19 protein-coding genes are annotated in these 22,148 nt (G+C 36.5%); 13 read left to right on the forward strand and 6 right to left on the reverse strand.

Features of this window, described 5'->3' with window-relative positions; translation table 11 throughout:
* The first annotated feature begins 13 nt into the window (after positions 1-13).
* Genes CVT18_RS04425 through CVT18_RS04445 form a run of 5 tightly spaced genes read left to right on the forward strand, consistent with a single transcriptional unit; the run spans position 14 to position 7,200 of the window.
* Positions 14-4,099: a diguanylate cyclase domain-containing protein gene (locus tag CVT18_RS04425; RefSeq protein WP_107824277.1), complete on the forward strand. Its 4,086-nt coding sequence runs from the start codon at positions 14-16 to the stop codon at positions 4,097-4,099.
* On the forward strand, positions 4,099-4,965 hold the full coding sequence (locus CVT18_RS04430; RefSeq protein WP_087576583.1) for an ATP phosphoribosyltransferase regulatory subunit: 867 nt from the start codon (positions 4,099-4,101) through the stop codon (positions 4,963-4,965). The genes CVT18_RS04425 and CVT18_RS04430 overlap by 1 nt, the downstream gene beginning before the upstream one ends.
* 2 nt (positions 4,966-4,967) lie before the next feature.
* Positions 4,968-6,218, forward strand: coding sequence for an adenylosuccinate synthase (locus CVT18_RS04435; protein WP_103629210.1), 1,251 nt, complete (start codon positions 4,968-4,970; stop codon positions 6,216-6,218).
* Positions 6,215-6,637, forward strand: a complete 423-nt coding sequence (locus tag CVT18_RS04440; RefSeq protein WP_103579631.1) for a flagellar export protein FliJ — start codon at positions 6,215-6,217, stop codon at positions 6,635-6,637. The genes CVT18_RS04435 and CVT18_RS04440 overlap by 4 nt, the downstream gene beginning before the upstream one ends.
* Complete coding sequence (locus CVT18_RS04445) at positions 6,637-7,200, forward strand: MotE family protein (protein ID WP_103629209.1); 564 nt, start codon at positions 6,637-6,639, stop codon at positions 7,198-7,200. The genes CVT18_RS04440 and CVT18_RS04445 overlap by 1 nt, the downstream gene beginning before the upstream one ends.
* Positions 7,201-7,320: 120 nt before the next feature.
* On the opposite strand, the gene CVT18_RS04450 is transcribed toward CVT18_RS04445, so the two are convergent.
* Both CVT18_RS04450 and CVT18_RS04455 read right to left on the reverse strand, forming a co-directional pair.
* Positions 7,321-8,322 carry a TerC/Alx family metal homeostasis membrane protein gene (locus CVT18_RS04450; protein WP_103629208.1) on the reverse strand — a complete coding sequence of 334 codons (1,002 nt, stop codon included), beginning with the start codon at positions 8,320-8,322 and terminating at the stop codon, positions 7,321-7,323.
* Positions 8,323-8,339: 17 nt separating this feature from the next.
* On the reverse strand, positions 8,340-9,539 hold the full coding sequence (locus CVT18_RS04455; protein ID WP_103629207.1) for a molybdopterin molybdotransferase MoeA: 1,200 nt from the start codon (positions 9,537-9,539) through the stop codon (positions 8,340-8,342).
* Between the two features lie 135 nt (positions 9,540-9,674).
* Between CVT18_RS04455 and yedE the strand changes: the two genes are divergently transcribed.
* Entirely contained in the window at positions 9,675-10,733 is a 1,059-nt protein-coding gene (gene yedE / locus CVT18_RS04460; protein ID WP_103629206.1) for a YedE family putative selenium transporter, read from the forward strand.
* A 293-nt stretch (positions 10,734-11,026) separates the two neighbouring features.
* On the forward strand, positions 11,027-13,123 hold the full coding sequence (locus CVT18_RS04465; RefSeq protein WP_103629205.1) for a TonB-dependent receptor: 2,097 nt from the start codon (positions 11,027-11,029) through the stop codon (positions 13,121-13,123).
* A gap of 87 nt (positions 13,124-13,210) precedes the next feature.
* Here the strand turns inward: CVT18_RS04465 and CVT18_RS04470 are convergent, their stop codons facing one another.
* Complete coding sequence (locus CVT18_RS04470) at positions 13,211-14,041, reverse strand: peptidylprolyl isomerase (RefSeq protein WP_103629204.1); 831 nt, start codon at positions 14,039-14,041, stop codon at positions 13,211-13,213.
* A 70-nt stretch (positions 14,042-14,111) separates the two neighbouring features.
* Between CVT18_RS04470 and gltX the strand changes: the two genes are divergently transcribed.
* The 6 genes from gltX to CVT18_RS04500 all read left to right on the forward strand — a co-directional run bounded on the left by gltX (position 14,112) and on the right by CVT18_RS04500 (position 18,923).
* A complete protein-coding gene (gene gltX, locus CVT18_RS04475; RefSeq protein WP_107824319.1) occupies positions 14,112-15,491 on the forward strand; it encodes a glutamate--tRNA ligase in 1,380 nt (459 codons plus the stop codon).
* Positions 15,488-16,741: a malic enzyme-like NAD(P)-binding protein gene (locus CVT18_RS04480; protein ID WP_087585442.1), complete on the forward strand. Its 1,254-nt coding sequence runs from the start codon at positions 15,488-15,490 to the stop codon at positions 16,739-16,741. Before gltX ends, CVT18_RS04480 begins: the two co-directional genes overlap by 4 nt.
* An 84-nt stretch (positions 16,742-16,825) precedes the next feature.
* Complete coding sequence (gene upp / locus CVT18_RS04485; protein ID WP_103629203.1) at positions 16,826-17,452, forward strand: uracil phosphoribosyltransferase; 627 nt, start codon at positions 16,826-16,828, stop codon at positions 17,450-17,452.
* 9 nt (positions 17,453-17,461) lie between these two features.
* Positions 17,462-17,968, forward strand: a complete 507-nt coding sequence (locus CVT18_RS04490) for a ribonuclease domain-containing protein (RefSeq protein ID WP_103629202.1) — start codon at positions 17,462-17,464, stop codon at positions 17,966-17,968.
* A complete protein-coding gene (locus CVT18_RS04495) occupies positions 17,965-18,237 on the forward strand; it encodes a barstar family protein (RefSeq protein ID WP_103629201.1) in 273 nt (90 codons plus the stop codon). The genes CVT18_RS04490 and CVT18_RS04495 overlap by 4 nt, the downstream gene beginning before the upstream one ends.
* Positions 18,234-18,923, forward strand: a complete 690-nt coding sequence (locus CVT18_RS04500) for an MqnA/MqnD/SBP family protein (protein WP_103629200.1) — start codon at positions 18,234-18,236, stop codon at positions 18,921-18,923. Before CVT18_RS04495 ends, CVT18_RS04500 begins: the two co-directional genes overlap by 4 nt.
* 31 nt (positions 18,924-18,954) lie before the next feature.
* Here the strand turns inward: CVT18_RS04500 and CVT18_RS04505 are convergent, their stop codons facing one another.
* The 3 genes from CVT18_RS04505 to CVT18_RS04515 form a co-directional block, all read right to left on the reverse strand.
* On the reverse strand, positions 18,955-19,587 hold the full coding sequence (locus CVT18_RS04505; RefSeq protein ID WP_072593896.1) for a DUF6803 family protein: 633 nt from the start codon (positions 19,585-19,587) through the stop codon (positions 18,955-18,957).
* 125 nt (positions 19,588-19,712) lie between these two features.
* The gene (locus CVT18_RS04510; protein WP_107824278.1) at positions 19,713-20,426 is read right to left on the reverse strand and encodes a molecular chaperone; all 714 of its coding nucleotides are present in this window, start codon (positions 20,424-20,426) and stop codon (positions 19,713-19,715) included.
* Positions 20,419-22,092 (reverse strand): 4Fe-4S binding protein, encoded by a 1,674-nt coding sequence (locus CVT18_RS04515; protein WP_107824279.1) that lies wholly within the window; start codon positions 22,090-22,092, stop codon positions 20,419-20,421. The genes CVT18_RS04510 and CVT18_RS04515 overlap by 8 nt, the downstream gene beginning before the upstream one ends.
* Positions 22,093-22,148: the final 56 nt, after the last annotated feature.

The following is a 22,148-nucleotide window of genomic DNA, read 5'->3' on the forward strand; positions in this document are numbered from 1 at the left end:
CGAGGTGTCTATCGTGCTTGAGAAACAAAAAACCAGCCTTCAAATAGTAAAAATGTTTTATACAAAGTCTATTTTACTTTTACTCTCATTTATATTTTTAGCATTATTTGTAGTTTGTGCTGGCACGAACGATATAAAGTATGACCTTAGCTCAACTAATTCAAATATAAAATCATCAATCTCAAATAGCTTTTTTATAATAAAAAATGATCTATTTTTAAAATCAAAAATGGTTGAAGCAGGTCTTAGTGATATGCTATTTGATAAAAATTCAACAAAAAATGATCTTTATATAGCTTTTTACGTTTTTGATAAAAATAGAAATTTAATCTATTCAAAGAGATTTTTAGGTGCTGATGACATAGCTGAAAAGGATCTATCGTGGCTTAGTTTAAACGAGACAGATGCTGGGAAATTTACAGTATCAGATCGAGTCTATAAAAACAGTCGTTTTAAAGATATTTATGCATCTTATGGACTAAAAAATGGAGGCAGTATTTTAGTTCAAATTGATATAAAATTTTTGCAAAACTACACTAATGTAGATTACGATGATAAAAGTAAAACTTATGCTTATTTAGTAGATAAATATGGAAATTTATCAAGAGATGAGTTTTATAAAAAATTTGATGAATCGATGTTTTTGCCTTATGTAAGTCTTGGCGACGAGTTTAAAGAGGATAAAATAATATTTTCTTTAAGCCATATGGGCTTTTATCTCATAAGCTATATGCCAGAGTATAAAATTTTTGTTATTACCGCTTCAACGAAGCATTTTCACATCTTTATGCAGTTTGTGTTATTTTGGCTATCAATCTTTTGTTTTATATCTTCTTTAATTTTATGGGTTAGAGATGTAAAATTTATAAAAAATAGAATAATGCCAGCTTTAAAAGAGGTAAGAGATACTTTAGATGGCGATGAATACGAGATAAGACGAAGCCTTAATTTAACAGAATTTGAAGATATAAAAAATGGAATAAATAAGCTAAAGATAGAAACCAGAAAAGCAACTGACGGACTAGAAGAATACAAAAGCAGATTTGGCTATATTTTTGAACAAAGCTTTTTGAAAATAGTAGTTTATGATGCTTATAGCGGCGATATTATTGATGCTAGTAATGCATTTTTATCTTATACAAAAGATGAGATTATAGAGCTAAATTTAAATGATTTAATAGATGGCGATTTTGCATTGTTTATGCAAATGAAACAAGATGCTCAAAATAGCGATATGAGTTTTAAAATCAAGCTAAAAACAAAAGATGGCGGCACTAAAGAGGGATTTTTACAAGAGTCGCAGATCGAGCTAAGGGATTCTAGGCTAAATTTTATGCTTATACACGAGCTTGACGATGGAAAATTTACGAAAAAGGATAACGAAGCAATAAATGATTATTCATTTTTATCGCCAAATGTAATAGCAGAAGCATTAAGCAGCGATCCATTTTCTATCGTAAGAAGTACGCAAAATATCGATAGTGTCTTTAAAGTCCCGCAAGATAAGAAGCTTATAAATTTAAAAGATCTAATAAGCCCTGAAAGTTTAGATGAGTTTGCTGTAAATGTTTCTAATGAATCTAAAAAATTCTTTGAAAAAGGTAGCAAAAATAGCGAGATAAATCTCGTAGCCAATATGCAAACAAATGAAAATAACAAAACGCCATTTAAGATAAAAGTAAAATTTATAGGTAATGGTGCTGACAAAGAGCAAAAAATCATCTACTTTTTTAATGACCTAAGTGATATAGCAAAGTTGCAAGAAAAATATGATGCTGAATTAAAATATTTTCAAAGCATACTTTGGGCAAGCCAAGCGCTTGTCTTTTCATGGGATAAAAAAAGCGACACCCTTTATATCCCAAATGCTATCGCCAAGTCGCTCGGATATGCATTAAATGGGGATATGAGTATAAATTTTGAACGTGCGAAAACTATATTTGTAGATGAATTTGTAAGCTTTAAGGACTTTTTTGACCTTATAAAAAAAGGTGAAGTATATGATGGCGAAGTGCGTTTTTATAGGGCTGACAAAGAGATTATTTATGTAAGAATTAGAGCAAAAGCAATAGCTTTTTATGATGGTGAAGTAAGCGTCATAAAGGGCACAATGCAAGATCTTAGTGTGCAAAATAGCTTTTTTTCTTATCAAGATCTTTTAGCAAAAATTTTCTCATACGCAAAAGAGCAAATTATCATGCTTGATGATGAGTTTAGGATTATAGATGCTAATGACGCTTTTTTCGATACGCTTAACATTTCTAGAGATAAAAATTTTATAGAGAAAATTTACTCAAAAGATATAATAAATTTTAAAAACGGACTAAAAGACATTAAAGATGAAATTTTAAATTCACTTAAAATAACTGGCTTTTGGCAAGGTCTTATTCATGATGTTCGAAGCAAAAATAGACTCGAAGTCATAAGTATAAGTAAGCTTTTAAACGCGTTTGGCGATCAAGAGGGATATATTTTGTTAGCTTCAAGCGCAAATGATGACTGCTACAATAAAGAATATCTTGAATTTATCGCGTATCACGATACGCTGACTGGGTTACCAAATAGATTTTTACTTTTTAATAAGCTAGAAAATCTGCTAAAACAGGCGAAAAAAAGCTTAAAAATAGCAGCATTTTATGTTGATTTTGATAATTTTAAATCGATAAATGACGGATACGGACATCAAGTAGGTGATAAAATCCTAATAGAAATTTCAAAAAAAATAGATGAAATTTTTCCAAAACAAGGAATATTTGCGAGAATAGGCGGAGATGAGTTTATAGGTGCTATGCCTTATGAAAATCTGGGAGAAATTTACGAAACTGCTGAAAACATCTTAAGGGTAGCTAAGAGTAAAATTTCTATTGATGATGATGAGAAAAAACTTAGCGTAAGTATTGGTATTAGCTTAAGTAGCGATGCGCTTAGCGTTGATGATCTAATTGAAAGAGCTGATTGGGCTATGTATCAAGCAAAGCTTAATGGAAAAAATAAATATTATGTATTTAATTCTAAAAAAGATACATACTTTAAAAATGAATATAGAGATGACTCAAAGATCATTGAAGCTATCGATGCTGGCGAGATGTTCTTGCTTTATCAGCCTGAGATTGATATAAAAAGCGGGGAAGTTAGCAGCTTTGAGGCATTTATTAGATGGAAAAATGGCGATAAGATATTAAGGCCATCAGACTTCTTACCGCTTGCAAAAGGCTCAAAAGCAGTTGTTGCTATCGCACTATTTACACTAAAAGATGCTTTAAAAGCTAGGGCTGTATGGCTAAAAGAGGGAATAAATGCAAAAGTTAGAGTAAATTTATGCATTAAAAAGCTAATGACTTCTGAGTTTTTTGAGAAATTTAAAAAGCTTTTAAAAGATGAGCAGCTAGATGCAAATGGGCTAATCATAGATATCGTTGACTCCGCAAGTGGTGTAAATTTAGATGATGTTGTTAGATATATCGATGCTTATAAGGAGCTAGGCGTTAGCTTTTCGCTTGATGATTTTGCGTCTTATTCAGGCTCGGTAGAAGCTTTAGGCATGTTAAAAACAAATAGATTTAATATAGATAAAAGGTTTTGCAAACAAATTTTTGATTCAGTAGAAGCACTAAAGACCATGCGCATGATAAAGTATGTATCAGATACATTTAATTTTGATGTCATGATAAAAAATTTAGAAGATAAAAGCATGCTTGAAATTTTTGTTGGATTTGGCTTTAGTAGATTTCAAGGACGACTTTTTGCGCCAGAGCTTAGCCTGGATAATGTGCTCAAATTTAAATTCACTCTATCATCTCCGCTAAATGTAAGAAATTTTCAAGATGATGAGAACTACAATATGCTTTGCAAAATAGTAGGTGCAAAAGAGCTTATGACTCGTTTGATAAATTTGCTTAAATGCGATGAAAAAGTAAGCGAAAAATTAAAAGACGAAATAGCAAATCAAGTAGATGATATCAGAATAATAAATGAAAAATTAGCTGGAATTTTAGATACGATCCTTGTAAAAATAGACAAAGAGAACGTAATAAATTTAGCTAATGAGGCAATTTTATTATGCGATAATGATCTAAATTTGAGTGGAGCGAACAAATAATGAATGAAAATGCTTTAAATGTTTATGAGCACGAAATCCCAAATGGAAGCAAGCTATACTTTGCCAGTAGCGCAAAGCTAAAGAGGCAGATCGAACAAAAAGCTAGTGAAATTTTAGAAAATGAAGGCTTTAGCGAGATCGTAACGCCATTTTTTTCATATCATCAACATTTAAGTGTAGATGCTACAAATCTTTTACGTTTTAGCGACAGTCTAAATCACGAGATAAGTCTAAGGGCCGATAGTACGGTAGATACTGTAAGGATCGTGCTTAGAAGGCTAAAAGCAAACGAATCAAAAAGGTGGTTTTATATCCAGCCGGTCTTTCGCTATCCAAGCCAAGAAATTTATCAAATTGGAGCTGAGCTAATTGGCGAAAATGATGTTTTAAAAAGTATCAATATCGTTGCAAAGCTTATTGATGAGCTAAAAATGGATACATTTTTGCAAGTAAGCAATATACAAATTCCAAGAGTGATTTGTGAAATTTTAAGCGTGCCTATTGAAATTTTTGAAAATGGACAAATGGAAAAAATTTTATCTCAAAATGTTCCATGGCTAAGTGCTCTTGCTCTTTTAAAGTCAGTTGATGAACTGGATGAAGTGATTAAAATTTCTCCAAGCAAGCTAAAAGAACCGCTTGAAAATTTGAGAAATTTAGCCAGTGCTTTAGAATATAAAAATTTAAGAATAGTTCCGCTATATTACTCGAAAATGAGATATTACGATAGTTTATTTTTTAGATTTTTAAGAAATAACAGCATAATAGCAAGTGGCGGTAGCTACGAAATAGACGGAAAAATAAATAGTGGCTTTGCTGTTTATACAGATGCATTGATAGAAGAAAAAATTAATTTAAGGAAGTAAGAATGAGAAAGGCTGATTTAGTAGTTGGAGTTCAATGGGGTGATGAGGGTAAAGGCAAGATAGTTGATATGCTAGGACTAAACTATGACATGATCTGTCGCTCACAGGGCGGCCATAATGCCGGTCATACGATCTGGGTTGATGGCGTTAGATACGCGCTTCATCTTGTTCCAAGCGGAATTTTGCATAAAAATATCATAAATATCATTGGCAATGGCGTTGTCGTTTGTCCAGAAGTGTTAATCACCGAAATGGCTCAGTTTGAAAATTTGGAAGGAAGACTTTATATTAGCGATAAAGCACATTTAAATCTAAGCTATCATAGTCAAATCGATCAAGCAAAAGAGAGACTAAAAGGCGAAAAAGCAATCGGTACGACTGGCAAAGGCATAGGACCAACTTATGCTGATAAAATAAGTAGAAGTGGCCACAGAGTAGGCGAACTACTTGAGCCAGAGCGTTTGTGTGATGCTTTGATGCATGATTTTGAGACAAACAAATGCGTATTTGACGCACTTGGTGTAAAAATTCCTGTTGAAAGTGAGCTCCTTGAAGAGCTAAAAAGATATAAAGAGGTGCTTGCTCCATTTATCGCAAACACTACAAATTTAGTTTGGAAAGCACTAGATGAAGATAAAAAAGTCCTACTTGAAGGCGCTCAGGGCACACTTTTAGATATCGACCATGGCACATATCCATACGTAACTAGCTCAAATACCATAAGTGCAGGTGCTTGCACAGGTCTTGGACTAAATCCAAAAGAAATCGGTGAAGTAATAGGCGTCATAAAGGCATATACGACTCGTGTTGGCTTTGGTCCTTTCCCAACAGAAGACAAAGGCACAAGTGGCGATAAGATGTGCGATATCGGTAAGGAATTTGGCACAACAACAGGTCGCCGCAGACGTTGTGGCTGGTTTGATGCTGTGAGTGTAAAATATGCCTCAAGACTCGATGGTGTAGATACTTATGCGCTCATGAAACTTGATGTACTTGATGGATTTGAAGTGGTAAAAATTTGCAAAGCTTATCAATATAATGGTGAAACTATCGATTATATGCCGACAGATCTTGAAAATGCAACTCCTATCTATGAAGAACTTGCAGGCTGGGATAGCGTAAAAGGTATAAGCAAATATGAAGATTTGCCAGCAAATGCAAGAGCTTATATCGAGAGAATAGAAGAGCTAACTGGCGTAAAGATCGGCTATATCTCAACAAGCCCTGAAAGAAGCGATACGATCATTAGATGAAAAGCAAATTTACCTCTATCGTCCGCGTAAAAAAACAAGAGATGGATAAGGTAGAGGCAAAGCTTGCCGTTGCTAGGCTTAATGTAAGAAATTTTGAAGAAAATTTAGTACATTTAAGAGCAAGGCTTGAGGAGTTTTGCTTGCCAAAAAGTGGCAATATAGGCGAGCTAAAGGAAAATTTAGAGTTTATAAAGATAGCAAGGCAAGAGCTAAATGCCTGCAAAGAGAGCCTTGAAATAGCTAAAAAAGAGGTTTCGCATTACGAACATAAATATAAAAATGCAAATTTAGAGTACGAAAAGATGAAATATCTAGAAAAAGAAGAGTTTAAAAAAGAGATAAAACGCATACAAAAAGCCGAAGCACTTGCGCTTGATGAGTTTGCAGTGATGAAATTTACAACTAAGAGTGAGTTTTAATGAGAGCGGTTTTATTATTCTTCATTATTTTAAATTTTGCATTTTGTTTTGAAGTGCCAGTTGATTGTACGCAAATTTTTGAAGCTAGAAAAGAAGAAATTTCGAAGGAACTTGAGGTCATAGATGAACAGCGCCAAGCTTTAGAAGTATTTCGCGCAAGCTCGGCAGCAGCCTATGAAGAAAACAATAAAAAGCTTGCCAAAAAAGAAGCTGACCTAAATGCGACAATGAAAGTAATCGAGCAAAAACGCAAAGAGATCGATGAAGTGGTCGCCAAAAATGAGAAAATTTTAAAAGAACTTCGCACAATGACTAGCGATAAAGTCAATGAGTCGTATTCTAAGATGAAAGATGGTGCGGCAGCTGAGGTGCTCTCTAAAATGCCTAGATCAAACGCGGCCACCATACTTTATGCTCTTGATGCCAAAAAGATATCTACTATCATGGCAAAAATGGATCCAAAAGTAGCATCCGAGATCACCACTTTGCTTCAAAAAGGGCCACCATTTGCTGATGAAAAAGGCGATATGCCAACTCCAGCTGGTAGCATAAATATACAGTAATTAATCTTTTACACAAGCAAGTAAAATTTTAAAGAATTTAGACACCAAACATAAAGCACTATGCTTATAATTTTTTAATTTTAAGCTTGCCTAACTTTAGCTTGCATACTTTTGTGGTGGCTATTTTTTAACCAAACTTGCTACGACCCCAACTCCAAGAATAGCTAGAATGATAAAAAGGCTAATTTGTGCAGAAATTTCAAAACCATGATGAAAGATATTAGCAGTCGCATTTACAGCTAGCTTTACTGCTATAAAAAATAAAAGCACGATCACAGAAATTTCTAAATACTTTAAAAAATTTTTGAGTGCTTCAAGCACAAAATAAAGCGTTCTTAGCCCAAGTATCGCAAATATCATCGCTGAATAAACAATCACAGGATCTTTGCTCACAGCAATGACAGCCGGAACGCTATCAAAAGCAAATATCACATCGCTTAGCTCAATCACGCAAAGACACAAAAATAATGGTGTTGCTATCCAAGTGGCTTTTAGCCTTAAAATTTGATCGTTAAGAGTAGTTTTTTGACTATCTGGAATTTGCTTAGAAATTTCGCTAAATTTAACAAAAAAACTATGTCCAAAAAGCTGTGGTAAAACCGGAAAGAAGCGATAAACTGCCCTATAAGCTATGTGGTTTGAATAATCTTTTATATCCTCATCACACTTATCTTTTTTTATCATCATTACAGCACTATATGCGACTATTGCTGCAAATATTAGCTCCATCCAAGGCGAGATGGCAAAAAGCATCGTACCTACGGCTACAAAGATGAGCCTAAATATCATAGCTCCTATAACGCCAAAATAAAGCACTCTGTGGCGATAAATTTCAGGTATATTAAACCATGAAAAAATCGCCATCATCACAAAAAGGTTATCTACTGAGAGCGACTTTTCTAGCGCATATCCTGCAAAATAAAGACTTGCTATTTCACTGCCTCGCTCAAAATATAAATATATGCCAAAAAGTACCGAAACTCCTATCCAAAAAATAGACCAAATACCAGCTTGTTTTAGTGAAATTTTCTCATCATGTTTATGAGCAAAAAGATCTATTCCAAAGGCAAGTGATGCCATTAGCAGAAAAACTATAATTGTTTGAATTTCTAATGCGTTCAACTTTTATCCTTAAAATTTTAACAAGGCATCATCAATACTTCTACTATCTCGCCTTTTTTTAGAAATTCTTTATCCATTGGGATCATTAAAAGTGCGGCCTTGTTTGTTAAATTATTTACGATCGCTGAACTGCCAAGCTTTTTGCCATTTAGATTTACAAAATTTTTTCCTTCACGGTTTTCTAAATTTACAGCTGTAAATTCTAAAAATGGTGAGCGTTTTTTATAGTCTTCGTCCATTATCGCCGTGATCTTTGGCTCTTCTTGACCAAACCACGCATTTATTAAGACCCTCACGTAAAGCACACACATAACCATTGCCGAGTACGGAAATCCAGGCAGCGCAAAGATATATTTATCGCCTGACTTTGCCACTCTGATGTGACGACCCGGTTTTATGGCAGCACCTTCGATGATAAGGCTAAAATTTTCATTTAAAGCGCCTTTTACAAAGTCATAGTCCCCCATACTTATGCCACCAGTCGTCACTAATATATCAGCTGATTTTAGTGCGTTTATGATCGCTTTTTCGACAAGCTCGGCCTTATCTCTTACGATCTCGCAAAGGATCGGCTCTGCGCCCATTTTGCGTATCTGCATAGCGATGCCTACGTGATTTGAGCTGTGAATTTGTGCCGGATTTTCTAGAGGTTCGCCAAGGTCTTTTATCTCGCTACCAGTTGCAAGTATTGCCACTCTTGGGAGTATGAAAACGCTTACGTGAAAGACACCAAGCTCAGCAAGAAGTGCTATCTCGGCGTAGGTTAGACGTGTGCCTTTTTTGATCAAAATTTCACCTTTTTTGTAGCTTTCTCCTACTTCGCGCACAGCAAAACCCTTTGGTACGCTTTTTTTGATGATTATTTTCGAGCCGCTAACCTCGACATTTTCTACCGGCACAAGAGTATCAGTGCCTTCGCTCATTAGTGAGCCAGTGAAAGTTTTGACGCATTTACTACCCTCTATGACTAGTCCTTTGTCGCTACCTGCTGGAAGGTCTGTGATAAGCTCAAGCTCACTTAGACCATCTTTGAAGGCAAAAGCGTATCCATCCATCGCTGAAACTGGCTTTGCTGGGTAGTTTTCAGCAGCTGTCACGTCGTAAGCGATATTTCTATCAAGTGCGTCCGTGATGGCTACTTTTTCGACCTTTTCCCACGCATTTATTGTATCTTTTAGAATTTTTAGGCTATCTGCGTAACTCATAAAATCTTTCATTTTTATCCCTTTTATGAAATTTTTGCATATTTTATCTACTTTGCTCTTAAAAAAATTAATCTTTGTTTTATTTAATGATTATTAAAATGTCGTTTAAGAAATCAGTTTGATTTTACCCTATACACAGGAATATTCATGAATAAAACAGTGCTTTACATCATCGCAGGTGCGAGCCTTGGCATTCTTGGCCCAGTGCTTGTTTATTTTGGCAACCCAGCAAACATGGGCGTTTGTGCGGCTTGCTTTTTAAGGGATAGCGTAGGTGCTTTTGGCTTTCATCAAGCCAAAGTGGTACAGTATCTAAGGCCTGAAATTTTAGGGCTTATCATCGGAGGCTTTCTAGCAAGTATGCTTTGGAGTAGAAATTTCACTCCAGTATCTGGCAGTGCGGCATTTTCTAGATTTTTCTTAGGTGTATTTGCTATGATTGGTTGCCTTATCTTTTTGGGTTGTCCATGGAGAGCGTTTTTGCGCCTTGGCGGCGGAGATATGACTGCTATTGCTGGTCTTGTCGGTCTATTTGCTGGTGTTTTTGTTGGACGATTTTTCAAAAAAAATGGTTACGTCATACCTGAAAATGATGCCACGACAAAGCCAGTTGCGTTTTTGCCATTAATCATTGCCATTTTGCTTTTAATAGCCCTTGTCTTTGGTTTAAAACTTGGCGATAATGGTGCTTTATTTAGCTCAGAAAAAGGCCCAGGCTCACAGCATGCAAATATCCTTATCTCACTTATTTGCGCCATTGTTATTGGCATTTTTATGCAAAGAAGCAAATTTTGCTCAGTTGGAGCGATTAGCAAAGTTTTTGAGCGTGATCTTTCAATGTTTTATGGCATTGTATCTATCATCGTTTTTGCAAGTATCACAAATTTAGCTCTTGGACAATATAAATTTGGCTTTGAAGCTCAACCTATCGCTCATAATGATGTCCTTTGGAATTTCCTTGGCATGAGCTTGGCTGGTCTTTGCTTTAGCCTAAGTTATGGCTGCCCAGGCAAACATTTAGTGCAAATGGGAGCTGGAAATTTAAGCTCAGCTGTATTTGTTTTAGGTATGGGAGCAGGCGCTGCGATAAGCCACAACTTCATACTTGCAAGCTCTGGAGCTGGCATCACTCCTTACGCTCCATATGCCGTAGTGATCGGCTTTATCTATGCTATTTATGTCGGAGTTTTTACTAAAAAAGCATAATATAAATTTGGCTGCTTTTGCGGTCAAATTTACTCACTTTTTATATCTATCACCTCATCAAAAAGTTTAAAGAGCTCGCGTTGATATGTGATCATTAAAATACTAGCCTTAATCTTAAAATTTTTTAGCGGCAATAGTAATGCATTTTGTTTTAAGATATGGCAAACGATAATTCCAAATCGAACTAAATTTTAACAATAAATTAGCAAAGTTTAATAAGTATCAATATAACGTAAATATTTTAAGCTATTTTGATATAGAATATCGATTTTAATTTTATCTAAAGGAATTCTATGAAGTTTAGTATACTTGCTTCATCACTGATCTTTAGCTCGCTGTGGGCTTTAGATACAAATAACAGTGATTATTCAGTTATTTTACCAACTATCGAGGTGGAAGGTATCTCGGAGCAAAATACCCTAAAAGGTTATATCGCGTATGATAGTGCGGATATCAATAGAAATGGACTCAGCAACAAAGAGACGCCACAAACTATCGAAAATATAGATATACAAAAGAACAGAAACTACGGTACAAATGATCTCTCAAGTATCCTAGAAGGAAATGCTGGTATTGATGCAGGCTATGATATGAGAGGCGAAAGCATTAAGATAAGAGGATTTAGTGTTGATGGCGGTGATATATATAGAGATGGTGTTAGGGACTCTGGCCAGATAAGGCGCAGTACAGCAAATGTTGAGAGAGTTGAAATTTTAAAAGGACCAGCTTCGATCTTATATGGAAGAAGTGACGGTGGTGCGGTTGTAAATTTAGTTAGTAAAAAGGCAAATTTTATGCCTGTTTATAAGCTTTCAGGAAGAGTTGGTAGTTGGAGTAGATATGGCGGTGGTGTTGATATAAATCACGTAGTAAATAATCAACTAGCCGCAAGGCTAACGACTGATATGGAGCGTGGAAAATCATGGAGAGAGGGCGTAAAATATAAAAATTTTATGGTAAGCCCAAGCGTTGTCGTGACAAATGATGGCGGAACGGTTAGTTTTGAGGCGCAATACACATATGATAATGCTTGGCGTGTACCTGATAGAATGCCAACAAAAAGTGTCTATGACAAGCTTGGTATCGACTATACAAAGGGATTTTCTCACGATGGAGACTTTGTTGAAGATAAGCTTCATTTCTTTCGTACCGAGCTAAATGCAGAGTTAGTAAAGGATATGAATTTAAAATGGGTTTTTGGTTATAGAAAAGCTAGTCAAAATTTTGACCATTATTTTAGTGGCACCATCATGCCCGGAAATAGACTAAAGCAAAACTATGCTAAACAACAAACTGATAATGACACACTCTCAAATGCTATAACACTTACAAAAGAGCTTGAATTTACAAGATTTAAGCATAATCTTACTTTTGGATATGACAACAGCGTAGAAACTCGCCATCCGAGGCTTTGGTTTGATAGTGCAAAAAATGTAACTATAAATCCATATGCATCAAGATCAAGTTGGGGTAGTGTGGGCTACATACCACTTAATACTGATAATAAGCATAAAGCTATAAATAATGGAGTGTTTTTAGAAGATCTAATAAGTTTAGATGACAAATATAGGCTACTTATTGGTGGAAGGTTTGACTTTTATAAGTTTAAAACAAGAAATATTGCAGATATGACAAATAGCTACAAAGGGCACTCTTTTAGTCCAAGAGTAGGCTTACTGTGGGACTTTTTGCCAGAACATACCGCATACGCCTCATACTCAAAGAGCTTTGCACCATATGGTGGTCGTGGAAATATAGGTATAAGTATAGGCGATACAACAATGCTTGATCTAAAACCGCAGAATAACGAGCAATATGAAATCGGCTTAAAAAGCACATGGGCTGATAATAGATTTAGCTCAAACCTAGCGATATTTCAGATCGAGCATAATAATATAAGATATAGACCAGATCCTACAAATGATCCATATACTTGGGCGCAGCGTGGTAAAGAGAGAAGCCGTGGTATAGAGCTAAATATCTTGGGTCAAATTTATGAAAATTTATATCTTAGAAGCTCTCTTGGATATATGAGGGCCATTATAGTAAATGACAAGTCAAATCCATTAAATGAAAAACTTAGTCTAAACAATACAACTAACTGGCAGGGCAATGTTTTTTTAAGATATGCTAAAAATGATAAATGGTATGTCGAAAGTGGCGTAACCGGGTACTCTAAAAGATATAGTTACCAAGTAAATAAAACAAGCGTAACCGATCAACACTTGCCAGGCTTTGTAAGGCTTGATGCAAGTGCTGGATATAACTTTAGTGAACATGCTCAAATAACACTGGCAATAAATAATATCTTAAATAAAAAATACTGGCGTTCAGACTCAAGACCTGGTGATGAGAGATCGTTTATGATAAATATGCATTATACGTTTTAACTAAATTTACACCGCTATCTTTAGCGGTGTAATAATGTGGTATAGAATTTGAATTAGATGTAGCCGCCAAATGACGGCTAAGAGAAGTTATCTTAAAATTTGAATCTTTGCTTTTGCGCGGAGTTTATCAAAATAATCAGCCATAAGTTTTTCTTGCTCGCCTTGATAAAGCTCGTTTATAACATTATCCTTAACATCTGCAAAGCTTGGAGTGTATGAGCCGATCTTCTCTTTTACTAAAAACATATCAAAGCTGTCAGGCCCTTGCAAAGGCTGTGTGTAGTCACCGTTATTTGTGCTTGAGATGATCGCAGCAAGCCTTGGATCTATGCTTTGATAGTCCAAACTAACCTCTTGTGTTTGCACGCCGTCTAGTAGCTTCGGACTTGTCTTTTGAGCCTCAAGTAGCTCAGGATCTTTTGCTCTATAAACTACGACTCTAGCGGTGCTAAAGACCTTAAATTTATCAGGATTAGCGTCAAAATACATCTTTGCTTTTTGTTCATTTACATTTTTGCCAGCTTCAGCCAAAATGCTTTTATAAAGCTTTTCTTGAAGCATCTTTTTTTCTATGTTGTTTTTAAACTCCAAAAAGTCCATGCCTTGGGCTTGGATAGAGTTTCTAAACTGCGAATTTGTCATACCATTTTGCTTTGCGATTGATTCGATTCTATCGTTTAGCTCAAATGGCGTTACGCTAATGTTTAAATTTTTTATCTGAGCATCTTCGAGTCTATCTCTTATGAGTAAATTTAAAGCATCTTGTTCGCTAGCTCTTAGCTGCTCTTTCAAGCTATAAACTTCATAAAGCGTGATTGGTTCGTTCTCTACAATAGCTGCGATACCGTTTATCATCTGAGCCGAATATAAATTTAAAGCACTTAGCATGCCAGCAGCCAAAAAGAGCATTTTTTTCATAATAAAACCTTTATTTAAGTATTTAGTAAATATAATTTTGGGCAATTATAACATAAAAATAAGGCACAAAATGATAGTTACTAGATTTGCTCCGTCGCCTACTGGATACCTACATATAGGCGGACTTAGGACAGCCCTTTATAATTATTTATACGCAAGAGCTAATAATGGAAAATTTTTACTTCGCATCGAAGATACTGACTTAAAACGAAACTCAGAAGAAGCCACGCAAGCCATAAAAGAGGCATTTGCTTGGTGCAAGCTAGATCACGATGGCGAAGTGACATATCAGTCAAAGAGGTTTGATCTTTACAAAGAGTATGTTAAAAAACTACTTGAAGAAGGCAAAGCATATAAATGCTATATGAGCAAAGAGGAGCTTGAGGAGCTTAGAGCCAGCCAAGAGGCTAGAAAAGAGCGCCCAAAATATGATAATAGATATAGAGATTTTACTGGCACGCCTCCAGCTGGCATTGAGCCAGTCATCCGTATAAAAGCCCCGCTTAGCGGTGATATCGTCATACATGATGGCATAAAAGGTGAGGTTAAATTTAAGGTTGAAGATATCTTAGATGACTTCATCATCGCAAGAAGCGACGGCACACCGACTTATAACTTCACGGTTGTGATAGATGACGCACTAATGGGCGTAACAGACGTCATTCGCGGCGATGACCACCTCTCAAATACCCCAAAACAGATCGTTCTTTACGAGGCACTTGGCTTTAAGGTTCCAAAATTTTATCACGTCGCTATGATAAACGGCGAGGATGGCAAAAAGCTTAGCAAAAGGCATGGTGCAACTGATGTTATGGAGTATAAAAAGATGGGCTACCTGCCTGAAGCGCTCTTAAATTTTCTCGTTCGTCTTGGCTGGAGCCACGGCGATGATGAGATTTTTACTATTGAGGATATGCTTAAATACTTCGATCCAAACGATATCAACAAAAGCTCAAGCACTTACAACGCTCAAAAGCTTGACTGGCTAAATTCTCACTACATTAAGACTTTACCTTACGAGAGGCTAGCGCACGATATGCTTGAGTTTGGCGTTGATTTTAAGGCTTTGGTAAAGGGTGAGCTACTGCTAAATTCGCTCCGTGAGAGATCAAAGACGCTAATAGAGATGGCAAACAGCGCAAATGCGATCATCAACGCTCCAAAAAGCTACGATGAGAAAGCTTGGGCTAAATTTATAAATGAAAATAGCAAAGAAATTTTGGCGAAATTTGCTCAAATTTTAGACCGTGACCTCGACGTGAAGGGCTATGAGGAGCTAACTAATAAATTTTTAGAGCAAAATGGCTTAAAGCTAAAAGACCTAGCTCAGGCTCTAAGGATAGCGCTAACTGGCTCAAGTGTTAGCCCAAGCATATTTGAAGTGCTTGAAGTAGTAGGCAGTAGCGAGACGAAAAATAGAATACAAAATTTATTAAAGGAAGAAAAATGACACATGTAACTAAAGAAGAAGCACTAAACTACCACATAGGCGGTAAGATCGAGATAAAGGTAAAGACGCCTTGCGAAACATCAAGAGACCTTTCAATGGCCTATACACCTGGCGTTGCAGAGCCTTGCAAAGAGATAGAAGCTGATAATGAACTAGCTTATAAATATACGAATAAAGCAAATCTAGTAGCCGTTATCACTGACGGTACGGCTGTTCTTGGACTTGGAGACATCGGTGCTATCGCTGGTAAGCCAGTTATGGAAGGAAAGTCAGTTTTATTTAAAAAATTTGCAAATGTTGATGCCTTTGACATCGAGCTAGACGAGCATGATCCTGATAAGATCGTTGAGATTTGCAAGGCTCTTGCTCCGACATTTGGTGGTATAAATTTAGAAGATATCCGTGCTCCAAAGTGCTTTGAGATTGAGAGAAAGCTTCAAGAAGCAGTCGATATCCCGGTCATGCACGACGATCAGCACGGCACAGCGATGATAACAAGCGCTGGCATGATAAATGCGATGGAAATTTCTGGCAAAGATATCTCAAAGATAAAAATCGTAGTTAGCGGCGCAGGTGCAGCTGGCATTGCATGCGCGAAGATGTATAAAGCACTTGGTGCAAAACACATCGTGATGATAGATAGTAAAGGTGTCATTCATTCAAAAAGAACAGACCTAACGCCTGAAAAGGTAGAGTTTGCACTTGAAACTGAGGATAGAACTCTAGCTGATGCGATGAGGGGTGCTGATATGTTTTTAGGTCTTTCTAAGCCTGGTGTGCTTACAAAAGAGATGGTTGCGTCAATGAATAAAGAGCCTATCATCTTTGCTTTGGCAAATCCAGTGCCTGAAATTTATCCAGAGGATGTTGAGGCTGTAAGAAGTGACGTAATGATGGGTACAGGCAGAAGCGACTATCCTAACCAAGTAAATAATGTTTTAGGTTTCCCTTTTATCTTTAGAGGTGCGCTTGACGTTAGAGCTAAAAAGATCACTGAAAATATGAAAATGGCTGCAGCTAGAGCGCTTGCACAACTTGCAAAAGAGCCAGTGCCAGCTGAAGTTTTAAAGGCAAGTGGCGTTAGTGAGCTAAAATTTGGCAAAGAGTATATTATCCCAAAACCATTTGACAAACGCGTGCTAACAGCAGTCGCTCCAGCAGTTGCGAAAGCTGCAGTTGAAGATGGCGTAGCGAGAGTAAAAGATTTTGATGTTGAGGCTTATAGAGCCAAACTTGCAAAAGGATTTTAAAATTTAGCCCAAATTTTGGGCTAAACTCTTTTTGGCATTTTGTAAAGATAAACCCTGTAAAAACAGTAAATTTAAGGATAAAAAATGCAAAACGTTAAACTCATCTCGCACCCACTGATCGAGCATAAATTAACCATTCTACGTGATAAAAATACCCAGCCTTTTCAGTTTCGTATGCTAGTTGATGAGATCAGTTATCTTATGATCTTTGAAGCGACTAGAAATTTAAAAGTAAAAGATGTAAAAGTCCAAACTCCAGTTGCGGTGGCAGATGCAAAGAGACTTACTACAAAAGTTATGATATGTCCCATTTTAAGGGCTGCTCTTGGTATGCTTGATAGCGTTTTTACCATCATCCCAGATGCAAGCGTGGGCTTTTTGGGCTTTCAGCGAAATGAAGAGACAGCGAAGGCTGAGTTTTTCTACGCAAAGCTTCCAAAAGATGCAAAAGAGCGCATGGCGATCATAATCGACCCTATGTTTGCAACTGGTGGCACGGCGATAGACGCAGTCAAATTCTTGCGTGAAAAGGGCGTTAAAGAGATCAAATTTATCTCTATCATTGCCGCTCCTGAGGGGCTAAAGAGATTTAGTGAAATTTACCCAGACGTCGAGGTCTATACAGCTTCGATCGATGAGAAACTAAATGAGAAAAACTACATCGTTCCTGGTCTTGGTGATGCTGGCGATAGAGTTTTTAACACGCTTTAAGGGCTAAATTTGAATAAAAGACTTTTGCCAGCTTTAGTTGCCTTTGTCATTGCTATCATCATCGGTACTTTCTTTTTTTCAAAAGATGGCGACGAGGCAAACAAAAACGCTCAAATTTTACTTGAGCAGCTAAACAAAGAGGGGCAAAAGAGCCAAAATCTTGTAGAAAACGGCTCATACACCTCAAAAGATGAGGTCGCTCTTTATATCTATAAATTTAACAAGCTACCAAAAAATTTCATAACCAAAAAAGAGGCACTCGATCTTGGCTGGGATGCAAAAAGCGGAAATTTATGGCAGATAAGCGGTGGCAAAAGCATCGGCGGAGATAGATTTTCAAACAGAGAAAAGAGGCTGCCAGAGGCTGATGGCAGAAAGTGGTTTGAGTGTGATGTAAATTATAATGGTGGTAGGCGCGGCGCTGAGAGAATTTTATACTCAAACGACGGACTTATCTACTACACGCCCGACCACTACGAGCATTTTTACCTGCTTTATGAAAAGAGGATGCAATGAAAATCGTGATCTTAGATGCCAAAAAGATGGCTGAAAAAGAGAATATGCATGAGTATTTTGCTAAGAAATTTGACCTGCCAGAGTACTACGGTAGAAATTTAGACGCACTCTTTGACTGTCTTTGCGAGATAAATGAGCCAACGCTTATAAAGCTAAAAAATGAAGAATTTTTGGATGATAGTGCAAAAGAGAGCTTGATTCGGCTATTTCGCGATGTGTGCAACGAAAATGAGCTAGTTAAATTTGAGCTTGTAAAAGATGAAAAATGATATTTGGAAAGATTGATTATCTAAATTTACTCCCATTTCACGTTTTTTTAAAATCAGCCCCACTAAGCTCTCAGATAAAAAAGGCGATCGAGTTTAAAAAGGGCGTGCCAAGTAAGCTAAATAGGGCGCTAAATGCTAGAAAGATCGACGCTGCGGTGATCTCAAGTATAGCTAGTAAAAAGGCAAATTTAAAGAAGCTAAATTTTGGAATAGTCGCCAAAAACGATGTAAAAAGCGTGCTTGTGCGCAAAAACTCAGCCCCAAAGCCAGATCCTGCCTCTGCTAGCTCAAACGCCCTAGCTAAGGTGCTTCGTCTAAATGGCGAGGTGATCATAGGCGACAGGGCACTAAAGGCATACCTAAGTGAGGGCAAAGAGTGCTTTTACGACCTTGGTAAAATTTGGTACGAAAAGACAAATTTGCCATTTGTTTTTGGTAGATTTTCATATGTAAAAAATGGCTCATTTTATAAAAGATTGGTCGCAAAATTTTTGCAAAAAAATATAAAGATCCCAAACTATATCTTAGCCCAGTATGCTAAAAGTCGCGGCATAAGTGAGCAAGATATCAAGTGGTATCTTAAATTTATAAGCTACAAGATCGGTGCAAAAGAGCAAAAATCACTCAGAAAATTTTTTAAAGAAAATAGATTATTAAAAGTAGCAAAAAGAATTAAATTTTTATAGCTTCTTAGCAGCTGCCAAGAAGCTATAAAATTTAGTGATGCATGTGCATATTAGTTGAGTTATCATCACTCATATTTTGCATCATCATATTCATATGCATCTCACCCATATTTTGCATCATCTTGTGGTGATCGTGCATTGGCATATCTGCTGGCATGTTCATTGGCATATTCATATGCATACCCATCTCACCGTTTTCAGCCTTGTAGCCAGTTATGGTAGGATCAACCATGCCAAATATCATTGCGACGTGTGCGACGATCAAGGCAAATATGAGTAGGAAAAAGTGAAGCTTTAGCTTTGCCTTTTCGCTTGCGTTTTTGTAGATCAAATTTAGCTCTAAAAGCGCGATGCCAAGAAGTGGTATGACGCTGATGAGATATGAGTAGACAGCGATGACATCGGCATATCCACGCCATTTTATACTTGGATAAATTTTTGCCATAAAATAGATCACAAGAGCTGTAAAATAGACCCCAAGCACTATGCCAGCAAATTTGCCAACAGCCTTATAGCCAGCATTTTTACCGCTATCCATGTGATACATAGTGAGAAACTCCATCGCCACTAAAAGCTCCGTAAGCCCCACAGGTATCACCATGAAGAGGATTAGATTGTAAGGTTGATTGAGCGATAAAAGCTCCATGTAGTGTGTCATTACCATTGTAAGTCCTTTGTAAAAAATTTAAAGAAGATTAACGCCAAATTGCTAATAATTATAAAATATCAAGATAACAAATTTAAGCGGATGTTAAATTTACTCCTAGCTTGGCTAAGAGTAAATTTAAGCTAGTCTTTAAACTCGTGTGAGATGACTGGAGAAAATTCTTCCCAATGAAGTTTGGTTTTGATTGTTGGCATCTTGCTTTGAAATGGTTCTTTCTTAAGTGCCGCCATAGCGACACTATCGCCTTTTGGCTTAGCTGGTGCTTCTACGTTTAGTATAGAGCGCTCAAGCTCGATGAAGTCTTTTAAAATGACTATGTATGATTTAAAGAAATTTGCCTCTTTGTGAGCTGAAAGTAGCTGATAAAACTCATCTACAAATAAATTTAAAGTCTCGCCAAAGAGCTTATTGCTAATATTTTTTGCATCATCAAACTCATCTTTTAAAAATGTAGCCATCGCTAAAAATATAAATCCAACGTAGTCCTCGCTATCTTTGCAAAGCTCGCTATCACGTCTATATGGGCTTAGTTTTAAACATTCAATAACCCTAAGCCTAGCTGCGCCGTTATCTCTGCCCTCTTCATAAAATGAGGCACTTAAAGGGATATTTGTAAAGCCAAAAAGAACGTCATTTTGTTCTTTTGAAAATTCTTCAAAGCTAAATTTATCTAAATTTTTAAACGCAGCATCACTATCCTCGCTTAAAGGATTTGCGCTTAAGTATCTTAACTGCTCTTTCCACCTTGAAAATTTCTCATCATTTGTGTAAAAAAACATAGGATATGCTAGAAATTCGTAAAAATATGATCTTGCTTTTATGATGTTTTTATCCATTTAATAAATCCTCTTTCATCGCGTTTATTTGGGCTTGAACCATTAGTTTGGCCTTACAGTCAGCACAGCAGTAAAGCGCTTTTATCTTAACTCTATCGTTGCCAAATCTTGGTTGCATTATAGTTGCGATCTTTTCGACAGCTTTTTTAGTCGCAAACTCTTTTCCGCACTCAACACAGGCAAAAAGCTCATCTCGTGCCAGCTCATTATATGTAAAAAACTCAGGCTTAAGAGAAATTTTTCCAACCTCAAGGCTTATGGTATCTTTTTCAGCACAGCTTAGTTCGCAGTATCCGCAAGCTGTACAGACGCTTGGATTAAATAAAATCGAATTTGTCTTTTTATCAGCCACTAGCGCGCTTACGTTACAAGCGCCAACGCAACTTAGACAAAGTGTACAGCTATCAGTGTTTATCTTGACATCGCCGTATCTTATCATCTCGCCGCTTTTTACCACGCCAAGATCTTCGCTACCTACTAAAAACTCGAGCCTTTTTGCAAAAATTTCTCTTTTTGGCAAGGCATATTCGTTTATTGTGTGTTGTGAGTCAGCTATAAATTTTGCCTTTTTGAGCGATTCTTCAAGCTCATTTTTATCTTTGGCGTGATAGATCGCCGTCTCTTTAAATTTAAGCTCATAAATTTGATTTAAGATGCTAATGGCGTCTTTTTCGCCTTTGCCAAGAGTTTTGCTAAATAAAATCACACTTGCACCGCTTTCTTGAAGAAGTGTCAAAAAGTGCGTTTGGCTTAGAAAATGTGCAGCTGAAATGGCAAAAGGTAGGACATTTTCTGGTAGGCTAACACTAAGATCTTCTAAATTTATCTCTTCTGGCACAATGAGTGCAATCTTGCCTTTATAAAGCTTTGCCACAGCAGCAAATGAGCTTTGTGGCATTAGAGTATAATCAAGTGCGCCGCTAGGGCAGACGCTTATGCAGTTTCCACAGTTTGTACAGTCTATCTGTGAAAAGATAAGATGCTTTGTCTCGTCTTCTTTTAAAATGGCTACAGTTGGACAAACATCGACACAGCGTCCGCAAATTTCATTTCTTCGCTCATGATATTGGCAGATCGAAGAGTCATATTGAGTTAGGCTTTTGTACTTAAATTTTGGAGTTTTTTCATTTAACATTTTAAGCACAGCTTCATCTTCTAGCCCAGCTATTTCATAACAGCCGCTTTGCTTTAGCATATAATCCCTTGCATTTTCAACCAAGAAAAAGTCACAATCGACCTCAAATTCGTCATTTGCCCTAAGTATCAAAACACTAAGCTCGCCAGCTGCGCCATAAATAAATTTTACTTCAAAATGCGTTAATTCAATGACTTTGTAGCCATTTTCTTTTAATAAATTTGCTAGTTCCTCACGGCCTGAGTTGCTTACTATTACGACATTTTTTCCGACTTCTTTTTCGTAATCAACATCCTTTGCCATGTCAAATGCAGTTGCTCTTGCTTCATAAAGTAAAAGTGTATTTTTAGCTTTTTCTAATACGCTTGCAGTTGTATTTTTTAGATAAAAATTTATCTCAGGTGCGATAATGTTTGCTTTAAGCTTTGGCGAGTTAGAAACTAAATATTCTTCCTTTTCGTTATTTATTTCTATCTGTTCATTTAACATCAAAGTATCGTCAAAATCGTTATAAAAGCCAAATTCTTTCATAATTTCTCCTATTATCAAAAACAGGCTTATTTTAATATTAATGGGATTAATAGACT

This window comes from Campylobacter concisus (genome assembly GCF_003048405.1).
GTDB lineage: Bacteria > Campylobacterota > Campylobacteria > Campylobacterales > Campylobacteraceae > Campylobacter_A > Campylobacter_A concisus_Q.

Bases quoted from the DNA above. Each gene is read 5' to 3' on its own strand.
- CVT18_RS04480 (WP_087585442.1), top strand. From the start codon at position 15,488: ATGACACATGTAACTAAAGAAGAAGCACTAAACTACCACATAGGCGGT.
- CVT18_RS04495 (WP_103629201.1), top strand. From the start codon at position 17,965: ATGAAAATCGTGATCTTAGATGCCAAAAAGATGGCTGAAAAAGAGAAT.
- CVT18_RS04435 (WP_103629210.1), top strand. From the start codon at position 4,968: ATGAGAAAGGCTGATTTAGTAGTTGGAGTTCAATGGGGTGATGAGGGT.
- CVT18_RS04440 (WP_103579631.1), top strand. From the start codon at position 6,215: ATGAAAAGCAAATTTACCTCTATCGTCCGCGTAAAAAAACAAGAGATG.
- CVT18_RS04470 (WP_103629204.1), bottom strand. From the start codon at position 14,041: ATGAAAAAAATGCTCTTTTTGGCTGCTGGCATGCTAAGTGCTTTAAAT.
- gltX (WP_107824319.1), top strand. From the start codon at position 14,112: ATGATAGTTACTAGATTTGCTCCGTCGCCTACTGGATACCTACATATA.
- CVT18_RS04505 (WP_072593896.1), bottom strand. From the start codon at position 19,587: ATGGTAATGACACACTACATGGAGCTTTTATCGCTCAATCAACCTTAC.
- CVT18_RS04445 (WP_103629209.1), top strand. From the start codon at position 6,637: ATGAGAGCGGTTTTATTATTCTTCATTATTTTAAATTTTGCATTTTGT.
- CVT18_RS04500 (WP_103629200.1), top strand. From the start codon at position 18,234: ATGATATTTGGAAAGATTGATTATCTAAATTTACTCCCATTTCACGTT.
- CVT18_RS04455 (WP_103629207.1), bottom strand. From the start codon at position 9,539: ATGAAAGATTTTATGAGTTACGCAGATAGCCTAAAAATTCTAAAAGAT.
- CVT18_RS04515 (WP_107824279.1), bottom strand. From the start codon at position 22,092: ATGAAAGAATTTGGCTTTTATAACGATTTTGACGATACTTTGATGTTA.
- upp (WP_103629203.1), top strand. From the start codon at position 16,826: ATGCAAAACGTTAAACTCATCTCGCACCCACTGATCGAGCATAAATTA.
- CVT18_RS04465 (WP_103629205.1), top strand. From the start codon at position 11,027: ATGAAGTTTAGTATACTTGCTTCATCACTGATCTTTAGCTCGCTGTGG.
- CVT18_RS04430 (WP_087576583.1), top strand. From the start codon at position 4,099: ATGAATGAAAATGCTTTAAATGTTTATGAGCACGAAATCCCAAATGGA.
- yedE (WP_103629206.1), top strand. From the start codon at position 9,675: ATGAATAAAACAGTGCTTTACATCATCGCAGGTGCGAGCCTTGGCATT.
- CVT18_RS04510 (WP_107824278.1), bottom strand. From the start codon at position 20,426: ATGGATAAAAACATCATAAAAGCAAGATCATATTTTTACGAATTTCTA.